This is a genomic window from Lactobacillus sp. MRS-253-APC-2B, from assembly GCF_012843675.1.
In the GTDB taxonomy this organism is placed as follows: Bacteria; Bacillota; Bacilli; order Lactobacillales; family Lactobacillaceae; genus Limosilactobacillus; species Limosilactobacillus pulli.
This window is the reverse complement of sequence record NZ_JABAFO010000027.1, coordinates 1-14,275: the sequence shown is the minus strand read 5'-3', so window position 1 is coordinate 14,275 and position 14,275 is coordinate 1. Positions and strand designations below refer to the sequence as shown.

12 protein-coding genes, 1 tRNA gene, 2 pseudogenes and 1 other annotated feature are annotated in these 14,275 nt (G+C 44.6%); of the genes and pseudogenes, 12 read left to right on the top strand and 3 right to left on the bottom strand.

Annotated elements, in window-relative coordinates:
- The first annotated feature begins 90 nt into the window (after positions 1-90).
- Positions 91-163, top strand: a tRNA-Thr gene (locus HF864_RS08925).
- A gap of 108 nt (positions 164-271) precedes the next feature.
- Here HF864_RS08925 and HF864_RS08920 read toward each other — a convergent pair.
- A pseudogene (locus HF864_RS08920) lies at positions 272-466 on the bottom strand (transposase); the annotation flags it as partial.
- A 111-nt stretch (positions 467-577) separates the two neighbouring features.
- On the opposite strand from HF864_RS08920, the gene HF864_RS08915 reads away from it, so the two are divergent.
- Complete coding sequence (locus tag HF864_RS08915) at positions 578-2,341, top strand: glycoside hydrolase family 13 protein (protein WP_169462640.1); 1,764 nt, start codon at positions 578-580, stop codon at positions 2,339-2,341.
- A gap of 70 nt (positions 2,342-2,411) precedes the next feature.
- Here HF864_RS08915 and HF864_RS08910 read toward each other — a convergent pair whose 3' ends face one another.
- Complete coding sequence (locus HF864_RS08910; RefSeq protein ID WP_169462639.1) at positions 2,412-2,861, bottom strand: hypothetical protein; 450 nt, start codon at positions 2,859-2,861, stop codon at positions 2,412-2,414.
- Positions 2,862-3,054: 193 nt separating this feature from the next.
- Positions 3,055-3,291 (top strand) — a binding site (T-box leader).
- Between the two features lie 206 nt (positions 3,292-3,497).
- Here HF864_RS08910 and HF864_RS08905 point away from each other — a divergent pair.
- Both HF864_RS08905 and bsh read left to right on the top strand, forming a co-directional pair.
- Complete coding sequence (locus HF864_RS08905) at positions 3,498-4,304, top strand: 2-keto-4-pentenoate hydratase (protein WP_169462638.1); 807 nt, start codon at positions 3,498-3,500, stop codon at positions 4,302-4,304.
- Positions 4,305-4,553: 249 nt separating this feature from the next.
- Positions 4,554-5,534 (top strand): choloylglycine hydrolase, encoded by a 981-nt coding sequence (gene bsh / locus HF864_RS08900; protein WP_169462637.1) that lies wholly within the window; start codon positions 4,554-4,556, stop codon positions 5,532-5,534.
- A 51-nt stretch (positions 5,535-5,585) separates the two neighbouring features.
- Here the strand turns inward: bsh and HF864_RS08895 are convergent, their stop codons facing one another.
- On the bottom strand, positions 5,586-6,182 hold the full coding sequence (locus HF864_RS08895; RefSeq protein WP_169462636.1) for an alpha/beta hydrolase: 597 nt from the start codon (positions 6,180-6,182) through the stop codon (positions 5,586-5,588).
- A 123-nt stretch (positions 6,183-6,305) separates the two neighbouring features.
- Here HF864_RS08895 and HF864_RS08890 point away from each other — a divergent pair, with 123 nt between their 5' ends.
- From HF864_RS08890 to HF864_RS08855, 8 genes and pseudogenes are all read left to right on the top strand, one after another.
- Positions 6,306-6,479 carry a hypothetical protein gene (locus HF864_RS08890; protein ID WP_169462635.1) on the top strand — a complete coding sequence of 58 codons (174 nt, stop codon included), beginning with the start codon at positions 6,306-6,308 and terminating at the stop codon, positions 6,477-6,479.
- A gap of 16 nt (positions 6,480-6,495) precedes the next feature.
- On the top strand, positions 6,496-6,993 hold the full coding sequence (locus tag HF864_RS08885) for a phosphatidylglycerophosphatase A (protein ID WP_169462634.1): 498 nt from the start codon (positions 6,496-6,498) through the stop codon (positions 6,991-6,993).
- A 329-nt stretch (positions 6,994-7,322) separates the two neighbouring features.
- A complete protein-coding gene (locus tag HF864_RS08880) occupies positions 7,323-8,750 on the top strand; it encodes an amino acid permease (protein WP_169462642.1) in 1,428 nt (475 codons plus the stop codon).
- A 1-nt stretch (position 8,751) separates the two neighbouring features.
- Entirely contained in the window at positions 8,752-9,180 is a 429-nt protein-coding gene (locus HF864_RS08875) for a universal stress protein (RefSeq protein WP_169462633.1), read from the top strand.
- 39 nt (positions 9,181-9,219) lie between these two features.
- Positions 9,220-10,398 (top strand): aminotransferase class I/II-fold pyridoxal phosphate-dependent enzyme, encoded by a 1,179-nt coding sequence (locus HF864_RS08870; RefSeq protein WP_169462632.1) that lies wholly within the window; start codon positions 9,220-9,222, stop codon positions 10,396-10,398.
- 168 nt (positions 10,399-10,566) lie between these two features.
- Positions 10,567-11,352, top strand: a complete 786-nt coding sequence (locus HF864_RS08865; protein ID WP_169462631.1) for a sulfite exporter TauE/SafE family protein — start codon at positions 10,567-10,569, stop codon at positions 11,350-11,352.
- A gap of 193 nt (positions 11,353-11,545) precedes the next feature.
- A complete protein-coding gene (locus tag HF864_RS08860; RefSeq protein ID WP_169462630.1) occupies positions 11,546-13,006 on the top strand; it encodes a hypothetical protein in 1,461 nt (486 codons plus the stop codon).
- Between the two features lie 208 nt (positions 13,007-13,214).
- Positions 13,215-14,198, top strand: a pseudogene (locus tag HF864_RS08855) (MFS transporter); the annotation flags it as partial.
- Positions 14,199-14,275 lie beyond the last annotated feature (77 nt).

Sequence of the window (14,275 nt, the reverse complement as noted above, 5' to 3'; positions counted from 1 at the left end):
TCCCATGCCGAACACAGAAGTTAAGCTTCAACGCGCCGAAAGTAGTTGGGGGATCGCTCCCTGCGAGGATAGGGCATCGCCACGCATCATGCTGACTTAGCTCAGTTGGCAGAGCAACGCACTAGTAATGCGTAGGTCGAAGGTTCGAATCCTTTAGTCAGCACTATTTGATAACTCGGTGATGGTTAGATCTATCATCGAGTTTTTTTGTTTTTGTCAAATCGTATTGGTGAAGATCTATTCCCTGCTTCAAAAATGAAGTGGGGATTTTTTAATAACGGATGCATTCAATGCGCCGAAGCAGATTTTCAAAGTTACGGAAGCCAAAACAGCTACGTTTTAAGTTTTTGATCTTATGATTGATGCCTTCCAGTGGACCATTGGAGTAGTCATATTTGGTACTATTAGCGACAAAATGGGCCGATTGATGAAGCGTATGGATAGGTTGATCCATAGTGGTTTTGGAGTTTTATAGTTAGAGATGATATTGAGTGCTTATCTTGGCTTGATCTTATGCTGGCAAAAAATTAAAATCAACTGTAACTTAAAATACTGATTCTGAATAAAGGAGCATTTTATGAACTTTGCTGGAGTCTATCATCGCCCCGAAAGCGAAATGGCCTATCTTTATACTAAAGATATCATGCATATTCGTTTGAAAACGGCTAAAGATGATATTGCTGGTGTCAGTCTATTGCACGGTGATCCATACAGTCTGCGCAGCCGACCGGACCTACCAAAATTTTATACGCAGCCGACGCCAATGAAAAAGATTCATACCGATGAGCTGTTTGACTATTGGCAATTGGCCGTAACTGAGCCTAAGAAACGTTTAGCCTATGCCTTTGAACTGATTGATCAGTCTAACAATTGTTTTATCTATACTGACCAGGGATTTATCAAGTCAGATGATTTAAAAATGCTAGAGGATGCCAATACCTACTTTCGAATGCCTTATTTTCAAGATATTGATGCCTTTCACGCACCAAAATGGGTTGAGCAGACGGTTTGGTATCAGATTTTTCCAGAGCGCTTTGCCAATGGTGATGCTGCCAATGATCCGGTAGGCACTAAGCCTTGGGATCCCCAAACGCATCCTGGGCGCCAGGACTTTTATGGTGGTGATCTGCAAGGCGTTATCAATCATCTGGATTATCTTAAACAGCTAGGCGTTAATGGCTTGTACTTTAATCCAATCTTTAAGGCACCTTCTAATCATAAGTATGACACGCAAGATTATTATCAAATTGATCCACATTTTGGTGATGCTAAGCTGTTTAAGAAACTGGTTGAGCAGGCACATCAAAGAGGGATGCGCGTTATGCTGGATGCCGTTTTTAATCATATTGGTGATCAGTCGCCGATGTGGCAAGACGTTTTGAAAAATGGCCAGGATTCAAAGTATGCCGACTGGTTTCATATCAATCGTTTCCCAATTACCTATACACCGACGGACAACTTTGAATTTGCCAAGGATGCGACCTACGACACGTTTGACTACACGCCACATATGCCAAAGCTTAATACGGCCAATCCCAAGGTACAGGACTGGCTTTTAGATATTGCGGGCTATTGGGTGCGTGAATTTGATATTGATGCCTGGAGGCTGGACGTTGCCAATGAGATTGACCATCACTTTTGGCGTCGTTTCCATAATGAGATGCTGACACTCAAAGATGATTTTTATATTCTGGGGGAGATCTGGCATTCTGCACAGCCATGGCTCAATGGCGATGAGTTTACCGGCGTGATGAACTATGACTATACTGGCGCAATTATTAATCATTTCATCAAACGCGAGCTGAGCAGCCAAGGACTGGTTGATCGTTTAAGTCATCAATTAATGCTTTATCGCGATCAGACTAATGCCATGATGTTTAATGTACTTGATTCGCATGATACGGCTCGTATTATGACCTTAGCCAACGAAGATGATCAGCTGGTCAGACAGACACTGGCATTTACTTTTCTGCAGCCGGGCTGTCCATCAATTTATTACGGTACCGAATATGGGATGACCGGTGACAACGATCCGGATTGTCGCAAGCCGATGAACTGGTACCCCGATGCAAAAGCGATGGCAATGCATGATTTTGTTCGTGATTTGATTAAATGGCGAAAAGAACACTGGCAGCTGATAGCACAGGGCACGATTGAACTGACTGCTTTGCCGAATGATCAAGGTATCGTAATTAAGCGTCAACTGCAGCATAAGCAGCTAACGGCAGTTTTCAATACGGGGCGCGAATCATTGGACTGCCAACTGGTGCCGTTGATTTCGCAGGGCCTGCAAAAACGGCGGCTGCGGCCTAAGGGATTCGTGATTGCCATGCAAAACTGATTATTGGCCGCGGCTGCTGAAGCTTTAGTCGTTTTGCGGCTAAATAAAAAGCCACCGCTGCTGGCGATGACTATTGCGTTCCGAATACAGCTTTGACTTTAAGGCCTTTTTGACTGCGGTACCAGCCGCGATGATCGGTTTTGATCTGGGCAATGATCTGACCGTGCTGATTTTGTACGTAGATGTGCAGATGTGTCTGGGCAGCTTTTTGCAGCGTGCTGATCTGATTGGTTAACTGATCCAGCTGACTTTTTAGCTGCTGATCGGTAAGATTCTGTGCCGATGTTTTTAAAAGAATGCGGCGTTCAGATACATCGATCTTTATGTATTGATCATGGTCTAGATTTTGGTTGAGCGATCTTTTTAGGTGTGTGGTACGACTTTGTAAAATGGTCGGATCCAGATCGGGATGATCATCAAAAATGGCCATAATTACAGCCGCAATGATGGCAACGGCAAACATCAGTCTGATCATAACACGATAGTTTTGGCCAATTTGGCGATTGTTGTTCCACCGCATCTTCTCACCTCGCGTCGTTGATTGATTATATTTTACGCTTGGCGGGGCAATAATGTAACGACAGAATCAGCATTTCTGTGGTATTTTATAAGCGTTAAATTAGAAAATGATGATAAAATTTCAAAAACCTATTGACTTTGAGGATTGTGGTGCTTATTATATAAACATAAATTAAATACGAATTAGAAAATAATTAAAAACATTGATTAGGAAGAGTAGTTCCAGCCGCAGGAAATCAGAAAGCTGACGGTAGTTGCGAGTCAGCCAAGCCCTTGAATGAAAATCGCCTATGAGTTGGGCGTCAAAAACTTAGTAAGACGCACCTGGCAGCACCCATTATCGTGCCGATGAATCCAAATTTGGGTTTGTTTGAGGTTAAGTTTGTACTTAACGAAAAAAGGTGGTACCACGCCCGTGTGACGTCCTTTAAATACTTGGCAGCAGCCGGTATTTAAAGGACGTTTTTTAATTCGTATTCAAATCAGACAATAAAAGAGGTGAGTGTCATGAAAGACAGCGACATTAGCGACATTAATATTCAAATGCACGGTACAAAACGAACAAGACATGAACACTCACGCCGGAACCATTAATATCATCTGCTAGCGTGAGGCGATAAAAATGGAGGAATTCAATATGACTGAACAACAAGCAAACCTGACCGACGCACAAGAAAAATTTGCCCAAGCACTGTACGACGCTTATAAGTCCGGCAACCCACTGCTGGAATCTGAATGGGAAGGTGTCGTTACCGATGATGACACGGCCTACCGCGTTCAAGATCGCGTCATGGCACTCAAGGATCAACCAGTTGGCGGCTACAAGGTCTCATTAACCAGTGAAGAAACGCAAAAGATGTTTGACTCTGACTCACCACTGTATGGTCAACAGGTTGAAGACCACTTCTTAAAGTCGCCAGCAACGGTTAAGCTCAGTGATCGCATGGCGGCACTGGCTGAAGTAGAACTGGGTTTTCGGGCCAAGGAGGATCTGTCACCGGACGACTCGCTGGAAGATCTGATGAAGAAGACAACGGTTTGCGGCACGCTTGAGGTTCCTGACTCACGCTTTAAAGACTGGTTCCCAAGTCTTTCCAAGTACAACGTTATGTCAGACTGTGCGGTTGGCGGCCTGGTTGTCTATGGTGAAGAACGCGACACGGATAAGGTCTTTGCGACGCCAGAAGATGCAGCTAAGGTTCACGCCGAGCTATATTTTAATGGCGAGAAGAAAGATGAAGGGGATTCCTCAGAAGTTCTTGGCAATCCGCTGAAGTCGCTGCAATGGTTGGTTGCCAAGCTGGCTAAACAAGGTAAGCAGTTTAAGAAGGGTCAGCTGGTATCTTCCGGAACGTTTGTGCTGCCGCCAAAACTGGCTGCCGGCAAGTGGGAAGCCAAGTTTGATTATGGTTTTGGTACGGTTGAACTGAACGTTACCGATTAGGATTATGTTTTCCCTACCTGATTTGATTTTTATAGAAATTGACAAAAAATTAGTTTAAGAATTGTTTAAAAACACAATAAGAATTATTTAAATCTATTAATCGACAAAAACGTAAAAAAGCTGTTATAACGGGATTGGGCCCTCGTGATAGCAGTTTTTTTTATTTATGCAATACTTGTTTTAAAAATAGTTTGCACTAAAATGATGATCGAATAATGATAATTTACATTTGTAAAGGAGTGAAGGCTCATGTGTACTGCAGCAACCTATACTGCTGGTGACCACTATTTTGGTCGGAATTTGGATTTGGAACTGTCTTATGGTGAAAAGGTTACGATCACGCCGCGCAATTTTCCGCTGACGTTCCGCAAGATGCCAACGCTTGAACATCACTATGCTTTGATCGGTATGGCAACGACGGTCGACAATTATCCGCTTTATTTTGACGCTACCAATGAAAAAGGGTTAAGCATGGCTGGCTTGAACTACCCAGGCAACGCCGACTACAAGCCATACGCAGAAGGCAAGGACAACGTATCGCCATTTGAGTTCGTATCATGGATTCTGGGCCAATGCGCAACACTGGCCGAAGCTAAGGTTTTGTTAGACAAGATCAACCTGGTTAAGATCGACTTTAGCGAACAGCTGCCGCTTTCACCACTGCACTGGCTGATGGCTGAAACGGCATCTGAAAAGACTTTAACGATTGAATGTGATCGTGATGGTCTGCACGTCTATGACAATCCAGTTGGCGTCTTGACCAACAATCCTCAATTTGACAAGCAGCTGTTCAACTTGAACAACTACCAGTTCTTAAGTCCTCAGCAGCCAGAAAACAAGTTCAGCAAAGACCTTGAGCTCGATAACTACAGTCGTGGCTTGGGAACGCGGGGCCTGCCTGGCGGGATGGACTCAATGTCGCGTTTTGTCAAGGTTGCCTTTACCAAGCTTAACGCACCTAAGGGAGAAACCGAAAACGAGAACGTCGGCAACTTCTTCCACATTCTGCATTCAGTTGAGCAGCAAAAGAACCTGGATGGCGTCGAGAATAATCAATTTGAGTTTACGATTTATTCATCCTGTGTCAATGCCGATCGTGGGATCTACTACTACACGACCTATGACAACAACCAAATCAATGCCGTTGACATGCACAAGGTTGATCTGGATGGTAAAGAGCTGGTTGACTATGCCTTGGCCAATGAACAAAACATCAACTGGCAAAACTAAGCAATCAAAAAACCGCCTGGAACAATTTCCAAGCGGTTTTATTTTGTCTGGTTAGCGTAATTGATTGCCCAATGATTTTAAGCCGTCATCATTAATGGCAGCCTCCATTTTGTCAATCCAGATCAGATGACCATCAAAAAGCCGGTTGCTAAGGCCTTGAGCTGCCGTGCGATTTTGCCGGTCGCGGGTGCCGCAAAAAACGGTGGTGGGGCATTGAATATGCATCAGCTGATTGGTCAAGTCGACGTCATACAACGACTGTAGCAGCGCTAAGGATGATTTTTTATCAAGCGGCCGGTCCTTAAAACTGCCTTGCGGAAGCAGTCGCCAGCGTGCAGCCTGACGTTTGAGCCGAGCAGTCGGGATCTCATATTGCGGCTTGACCAAAAGTAGATTGTCAATGCGGCCGAATGCCGTTACAGCGACTTTCAGCGCGATGATGGCTCCAATGCCATCACCAATCAGCGTGACTGGCTGTGGAACCTGGCGCACCAGTTCTTCAATTTGCCTAGCCAGCGATTGATAGTCTGAGGCAGCATCATTGAACAAACGATAGTCAATCAACCGAAGCTGATGACGACCAATATTGAGCTGTTGCCAAAATGCGGATGACTGTTTTAAATCAGGCAAGACGATGACGGTTCCCATAACTAGTGCCAACTTTCTATAGTGTTCTTTAAGAAAGCTATTTTACCACAAAACAACAATAAAAGCCGAAGTGATGGTCAGTCGCGTTATAATTGCAATGTGTTAAATTAAAGGGGGCTTACGATGCTATTTTGGCTGTTAAGGCATGGCTGGCTGATTTTACCATTTGTGTTTGTTTTTCCACTGCCAGATGGTCCCCACAAAAAGTTCTGGCTGTTGATTGAATTACTCGGTCTGATTATTATAATCATTTTATTGATCTGGTGGTGGCAGACGACAGGAAAAGCAGCGGTTTGATAATGAGGTGAAGATTTTGCTGACAAAAGACTTTAAGTATCCAGATACCAAGGCATATGAATTTGTAGTGACTCGATTAAAAGAACGCGGCGTTGATCTGCACCAGCTGGCCAAGATTGCGTTTGACCTGCAGCAGCAGTTTATTCCCGAACTAACGGAAGAAGACTGCTATGAAGAGCTGCTCAACGTCATGCACAAGCGTGAGCTGCTTAACAATGCCATGGTTGCACTGGAACTGGATCGCCTGGCGGAAGAAAATCAAATCAAAGAACCGCTGCTTTCGATCATCAGAAAAGATGCAGGGGTATTTGGCGTGGATGAGGCACTGGCACTGCAGATCTCTGATATCTATGGTACGATCGGCGCAACCAACTTCGGCTATCTGGATCGCGTCAAGTATGGCATCATTAAAAGCTTTGATACCGATGAAAAACATATCAACACGTTTATTGATGATCTATTGGGAGCAATCGTCGCGGCTGTCTGCGGCAAAATCGCGCATAAGTATGCTTGATGGCGAACCGATTTAGACGACTGCTCAGACTAAAAAGAGTGCTCCTCCCTCTTGAAAGTGATTGCTGGGACGGCCAGGACATCATTTTTAAGAGGATTTTTTGGTAGATTAATTTGCTCACGATCCGTTTGATAACGCTTTTATTATCCATAAATCAAAATGGTGCTACTTTATTAAAAAAAGATTAGATAGATAACTACATTAACGTTGTTTGTTATAAAGCGCTTTATTAACAAAAGTTGCAACGATTTAAGACAATCTTATTTACTCCCATATTAAAATCAGCTAAAGTTTATGTTAACTTTTGATTAGAAGGGAGCTTGCCTATGTTGTCTCTGTTTCGCAAAAAAGATGTTAATGTCTTGATCAATAATGCGTCACCACTAAAACGAACGCTCCGTACCTGGGACCTGACTTTTCTAGGAATTGGTGCCATTATTGGGACTGGAATCTTCGTTTTGACCGGTAAGGGGGCTCTTACAGCTGGACCGGCGCTTTCCGTCTCGTTTTTGATTGCGGCTATCTGCTGCGGCTTTGCCGGCCTATGTTATGCCGAATTTGCTTCTATGGCGCCGATTGCTGGTTCGGCCTATACCTATTCTTATATTGCCTTTGGTGAAATCATTGCCTTTATCATTGGCTGGGACTTGATTTTGGAATATGCGCTGAGTGCGGCTACGGTGGCGGTTGGCTGGTCGGGTTATTTTACCAGCCTGCTTGACAGTCTTGGCATCCATATTCCACAGGCTTTGGCTGCGGCAGCGGGGACGACGCCTGGTGTTACCAGTTACTTTAATTTACCGGCTTTTTTGGTTGTTTTGATCATTACCTGGATCATCTCAATGGGAATTACCCAAACCAAGCGCGTCAACGATACTATGGTTATCATCAAATTGGCCGTAATTATTCTTTTTATTGCTTGCACTGTTTGGTTTATCAAGCCGCAAAACTGGCACCCGTTCAGCCCTTACGGATGGTATTCCCATCATAATGGAACGGCAACCGGGATTATTCCTGGGGCCTCAATCGTCTTCTTTTCTTTTATTGGGTTTGATTCCGTCTCATCCAGTGCCGAAGAGACGATCAATCCCAGCAAAACTTTGCCGCGAGGAATCTTGCTCTCACTGGTGGTTTCAACGATTTTGTATTTCTGCATGACTTTGACGATGACTGGGGTCGTTCGCTATCCGGTTTTCCAAAAATACATCAATGCACCGATTTTGGCCGTGCTTGCTAAAACGGGGCAAAACTGGCTTTCAATTATTGTTTCTATTGGTGCTATTTTAGGGATGACGACCGTGATTTTGGTGCAGCTATATGGTCAGTCGCGAATCAGCTATTCAATGTCACGTGATGGTCTTTTTCCAAAGTTTTTTGGTCAAGTCGATCAAAAACATCAGACGCCTTTTAAGGGGACCTGGTTCTTTGGCATTATTACCGCGCTTGGTGCTGGCCTGATCAACCTAAATATTCTTTCTGAGCTGGTCAATATTGGGACGCTAACGGCCTTTATCTTAGTTTCGGCTGGCATCTTGATTATGCGCTATACCCAGCCTGATCTGCATCGTGGCTTCAAGGCACCAGGCGTTCCGTTTACGCCGATCGTTTCGATTGCCTTTTGTCTGATGCTGGTGGCAGGGCTCAACTGGGAGACCTGGGTACGATTCTTTATCTGGCTGGCTTTAGGGCTGATATTTTACTTTAGCTATGGCCGACGCCATTCGCACTTAAACGCAGTCAATCAAGGAGGAATTTAATATGGTATATCAAAATATCCTGGTTGGCATCGATGGCTCAAAGCGGGCCGATAAAGCTTTTGAAACAGCCATTGAGCTGGCCAAGGCTTTTAGGGCCAAGCTCTATTTGGTTTGGGTCGTCAATCGTGATCGGGGGATGGATTCTTCGTTTGGGGTCAATGAAGACTTTTACCAAGACTTTGCCGTTCGAACCAGAAAAAAACTGCAACCATACTTGAAAAAAGCACTGGATAAGGAAAACAATGCCAGTGCAGAGGTGGTCGTTGGCAGTATCAAGACCATTTTAGCCTATGATTATCCCAAACAACATGATATCGACTTAATCGTTCTTGGCAGCACAGGAATTAATGCGGTTGAAAAGATGCTGCAAGGATCACATACCGATTATGTTGTTCGTCATGCTGATGTGGACGTGCTGGTAGTCAAATAGTTAATCATTCATCAAAGTTATCATAAGGAGGAAATTTTTATGAGTAAAATCGCATCGTTGGTCCCAGAAAGTCTCAAGTCATCCAAGCCGTCATTAATTCGGGTACTTAACAACAAGTACGGCAGTGATCCAGAAATGGTCAATCTGACGGTCGGCGAACCGGATTTTAAAACGGCCGACCATGTTAAGCTGGCAGCGATTAAAAGCATCCTTGATGATCATACGCACTACCCTCACAACTGGGGGACGCCGGGGCTACGCAATGCGATCAGTCAATATCTGGCCCGCCATTTTGATCTTCACTATGATCCAGAAGGCGAAATCTTCGTTACGGAAGGGGCCAGCGGGGCGATCAGTACGATTATCAATGGCTTGTGTGAGCCAGGTGATGTCGTGTTGGTTCCGTGCCCAGCCTACACGCTTTATCGAATCAATGCCGAGCTGTGCAATGCACAAGCTGTTGAGCTTGAAACGTCAGCTCCAGACTTCAAGGTAACGCCACAACTGCTTAAAGAAGCACTCGACAAGTATGGTGACAAAGTCAAGGTATTGGTACTCAACTATCCGGTCAATCCAACCGGCGTTACCTATACGCCAGATGAGCTGCGGGCCTTGGCAGACCTGCTTAAAAACTATAACGTTGCCATCTTGGATGATGAGATTTATGCTGATCTGCTTTATGAAGGCGAGCATCTTTCAATGGCCAAGCTGTTGCCGGATCAGACGCTCTACGTCAATGGTGTATCCAAGAATGCGGCCATGACCGGTTGGCGCGTTGGCTATATTTGCGGCCCACGTGACGTTTTAAAGGCTTTAGCCAAGGTTCACCAAGCAGCGATTTCCACCAATGCTACGATGAATATGGATGCTGCCCAAGAAGCTTTGCTGCATGGTGATGAAGACACGGCCAAAATGAAGGCTGAATACGATCGCCGACGCAAATTTTTAATGGCGGCAATGGATAAGATTGGTTTTGAATACACCAAGCCAAAAGGGGCCTTTTATCTATGGGTTAAGATTCCAGACGGCTTTGATGGCGATTCGATGGCTTATGCCGAACATCTGGCAGAAAAAGCCAAGGTTGCGGTTGTTCCCGTAGCGGCCTTTACCAAATTGCCCGTCCGCTATTTTAGAATCTCTTATGCGGCTTCAATGGAAAAACTACAAAAAGCAGTCGATGGTCTGGCGAAGGTGTTTGCCCAAGATCAGGCCGACTAGACCACAATATCAATCGTAAAAATATCAGCAGTGCAATGTTTTGATTTGAACAAGACATTGCACTGTTTTTGTTTTGATGGTTTTAATGCTTTTTAAAATTGCGGGGTCTAAACTATCAATGAATGTTCTATAATAAAAAACAATTCTGACATTATTTTAGGAAAAGAGATGACGGGAGTGGGATTTGTTCTTTTGATGATTGGTATTGGTGTTTTGGCAGGCATCATTAGCGCGGCAGCCGGTTTGGCGTCTTTGGTGACCTATCCTTCACTATTGGCGATGGGCTTGCCGCCAGTGACGGCTAACGTAACCAGTGCCTTTTCAACGATTGCCAGTGGCTACAGTTCACTGGCAGCATCAACTAAAGAGCTGCGAGGCCATCAAAAACAGGTCAAATTGGTTTTACCACTGGTATTGGTTGGATCAGTGCTCGGAGCATGGCTTTTGTTTGCCTTGCCGGGAACCTGGTTTAAGTATCTGGTACCGATCTGTATTGGGATTGGCGGGATTATTCTGCTGTTTCCGCACCAACCCAAGCAGGCACAGTCAACCATGTCAGCCAACAGCAAGATGTTTGGCAAGTCATTGGTACAGCGCGGTTTTAATATGCTGTGGATCTTTTTGATCGGGGTTTATGCTGGCTACTTTAATGCCGGGGCAGGTGTCTTGTGCTTGACGCTGTTGACGATTATTAATCGGCAGGAAAGCTTTGCTATCAACAACGCCTTAAAAAACGTAGCAATGACGGCCACCAATACGACGGCTTGGATCGTATTTGCTCTGGAAACACCGATTCGCTGGCATTACGTTTTGCCATTGATGATTGGCAACATCATTGGCGGTATTTTAGGGCCAATCATCGTTCGTCACCTGCCAGGCCGCCTGATGCAGATTTTAGTTGGGATTGGAGCCTTGATTTTGGCAGTTTCATTGACGATTCGCAATTTTTCATAAGGCTGGGAATAAAGTCTCAAAACAGAAAAATGGTTGAAGATTGCGTTATTTAAAGCGTTGATCTTCAGCCATTTCTATTATTAAAGTTATTTTATTTTGTTAGAAGAATTAGTTTTTTTCACTCTCTTTTTATTGTTCCAAAACCGGTTAAAAATGGTAGATTAGGGATAATTAGATCAAAGGGGATGGCACGATGGCAAAAAATCAAGCAGTGTTTAATTTTGCTGATCAGTGGCTGGAAATTTTGCTCAAAGCCCAGTTGCCAAATGCGGCAATAATGGACGATGAATTTGAATGGCAGTGCCAGGACCTGCATTTTGATCAGCCAACGATCGATCTTGACGATGCCTTTCCAATTGAGCGGCCACTGACCTCTTTGGAAGGTTTTAAAAAAATTATTGAAAAAATCAATGATCAAGTAATGCTGGGCCATGCCATCTATTGGCAATGGCAATATTGGCAAGATCACCCAGCAGATTCTCAAAAAGCGTGGCTGGTCCTGGCCTTGCAGCGGCTGAAAAAATTGGCCATAGGCAGTGTTGATTCGCCATTCGTTTTTCATGGCGTGATCGCACACATGGAACTGATCTCAAAAACCAGCGAAGATACCAAAGCTGTTGTCCAATGGCTCAAAATCGGTCGCAATGGCAAGGCTGCTTTGCAGATTATGGATGATCAATATGAGACGCTGGTCAAACAAAATGAGAATTTAAAGGGATTTCAGCTGAACGTCTTTTTGGAACAGCTGGCTGATTATTTTAGACAGCACCATTCATTTAAATCAAGCAATGCTGAAAACGAATGGCAATTGACTTTAATTGCAACGGATGGGCGAAAGTATCAGACACGCGGCTACTGGCTGACGGATGCCGAATTGGGTGAATTGTCCCAAAAATTACGTGGAATCTGGCCAGGAGATGCTAAATTGTGGTTGTTTGATGGGTTGGTACATGCTGAAAAAATCAACCAATTGACGATTCGCTATCATCGTCAGGCTAAGCTTTATCAAATGGATGCTGGGCCGTTTTATCTTGACTATCACGAAAAAATTACGCTTGATCGCAACAATCAGGAGCTGATCTACCAAAAATGGCTCAGTGACAGCTGTAAAATGGAGTATCGCTATCACATTACCGAAGCCATCGATGCTTTATTAGACGAATTGCAGACGCCAAACTTTTTGGCATACGTCAATGGTAACGCTGATGACGTGGTGTATGACCCTGATGATCAGCGCAGCTATTCAATTGAAATCCAGAGCGCTGATAATCAAACGCGGATCATCAATGGTTCATTTGACAAGCAGGGACTGCCGGTTGATTTTCCCAAACTGGCTATGCAGATCGAGGAATTTTTGGAGCTTTACGATGGCAATGAGCTGCTTGATCCAGCTCTGTATCATCACCAATGGCGCCGGCCTGGTCAATATATTTACTGTGACGTCTCGTTTGAAGATGGTGGCCGTACCTATTGTTATCGTACCGAAGACGAGCAATTAGCAGAAGGCGATCTGGTCAGTGTTCCCGTCGGTCATGACAATCATCCAGCAATTGGGCGGATTGAACGAATCCAAATTGTGGACCGTAAACACGTACCCTATCCGCTGAAAAAAACCAAGCTGATCATTGGCCCATATCAATCAGACGCCGAGTGACTAAGCGAATCAATTAATAACTCAGTACAATAATTTAGATTAAGACACTTTAACCCATCGGCTGCTGGCGATGGGTTTTAGATTTGGCTGAAATGACCAGTAAATACACATGACATGATCGAACAGCGCTAAAATACTATTAGAGAGAATCTTTTCAGGTCAAAAACCTTGTTATCGTTTGGAATTATGTACTGAAAGGGTGATTAGATTGAAGTTTAACAAGCAGCAGTGGGAATGGATCTTTTATGACTGGGCTAATTCCGGCTATGCCATGCTGGTTACGACCGCAGTCTTTCCCATCTACTTTAAAGCCGTTGCCTTAAAAGGCGGCATTTCATCGGCTGATTCGACAGCCTACTGGGGCTATGCCAACAGCTTTAGTACCTTAATCATTGCCGTGTTGGCACCGCTATTGGGAGCTTTGGCCGATTATCCGCATGCTAAACGACGCTGGCTGAACGTATTTACTTGGCTGGGGATCGTAACAGCTGTCATCTTAGGTGTTTTGCCGGCCAGTGGCACGCTGGCCTGGTTGTGGCTGATCATCGTTTACGTGATTTCCAACATGGGCTATTCTGGCAGCAATCTTTTCTACGACAGCTTCTTAACGGACGTGGCCGATGATGAGCAGATGGATGAAGTATCTTCAGCCGGCTTTGGCTTTGGCTATCTTGGCGGTGTGCTTTCCTTTGCGATCTTTTTAGCCGCCGAGTTGACGAATGGCTTTGGCATGATGGATGGCAATGGCGTGGCGCGTTTTAGTTTTTGGCTTTCGGCGATCTGGTGGCTGTTGTTTGCCTGGCCATTGATGAAAAACGGTCGGCAGCGCTATGGCGTTCCTGATACCAAAAATCGTATTGCCAACAGCTGGCAGCGTGTGATCAAGACCTTGCGGCACATTAACCACTATAAGCAGGCCTTTTGGTTTTTGGTAGCCTATTTTTTCTTTATTGATGGCGTTGATACGATCGTAACCATGGCAACGGTCATTGGTGAGGATCTGGGCATCAAGACGACCACGTTGATGGTAGTCATGCTGGCAGTACAGCTGATTGCAGCACCTTTTTCAATGTTTTATGCCTGGCTGGCTAAAAAGGCATCGACACGCAAAGCCTTATTGTTAAGCATCGTCGTGTATATGTTTATCTGTCTGTATGCGTTGAAATTAAAGACGGCAGCTGATTTTTGGATTTGACCCGTACCCCCAAAGTTGGAAATACAACTTTGGGGGTATTTTTATGACCAAAATCAGCATAGAGACTAAGATCA

What these genes read in the sequence shown, in the direction of transcription:
- HF864_RS08910 (WP_169462639.1), bottom strand. Translation starts at nt 2,861, where the DNA reads ATGCGGTGGAACAACAATCGCCAAATTGGCCAAAACTATCGTGTTATG.
- HF864_RS08905 (WP_169462638.1), top strand. Translation starts at nt 3,498, where the DNA reads ATGACTGAACAACAAGCAAACCTGACCGACGCACAAGAAAAATTTGCC.
- HF864_RS08915 (WP_169462640.1), top strand. Translation starts at nt 578, where the DNA reads ATGAACTTTGCTGGAGTCTATCATCGCCCCGAAAGCGAAATGGCCTAT.
- HF864_RS08895 (WP_169462636.1), bottom strand. Translation starts at nt 6,182, where the DNA reads ATGGGAACCGTCATCGTCTTGCCTGATTTAAAACAGTCATCCGCATTT.
- HF864_RS08870 (WP_169462632.1), top strand. Translation starts at nt 9,220, where the DNA reads ATGAGTAAAATCGCATCGTTGGTCCCAGAAAGTCTCAAGTCATCCAAG.
- HF864_RS08865 (WP_169462631.1), top strand. Translation starts at nt 10,567, where the DNA reads ATGACGGGAGTGGGATTTGTTCTTTTGATGATTGGTATTGGTGTTTTG.
- HF864_RS08875 (WP_169462633.1), top strand. Translation starts at nt 8,752, where the DNA reads ATGGTATATCAAAATATCCTGGTTGGCATCGATGGCTCAAAGCGGGCC.
- HF864_RS08860 (WP_169462630.1), top strand. Translation starts at nt 11,546, where the DNA reads ATGGCAAAAAATCAAGCAGTGTTTAATTTTGCTGATCAGTGGCTGGAA.
- bsh (WP_169462637.1), top strand. Translation starts at nt 4,554, where the DNA reads ATGTGTACTGCAGCAACCTATACTGCTGGTGACCACTATTTTGGTCGG.
- HF864_RS08890 (WP_169462635.1), top strand. Translation starts at nt 6,306, where the DNA reads ATGCTATTTTGGCTGTTAAGGCATGGCTGGCTGATTTTACCATTTGTG.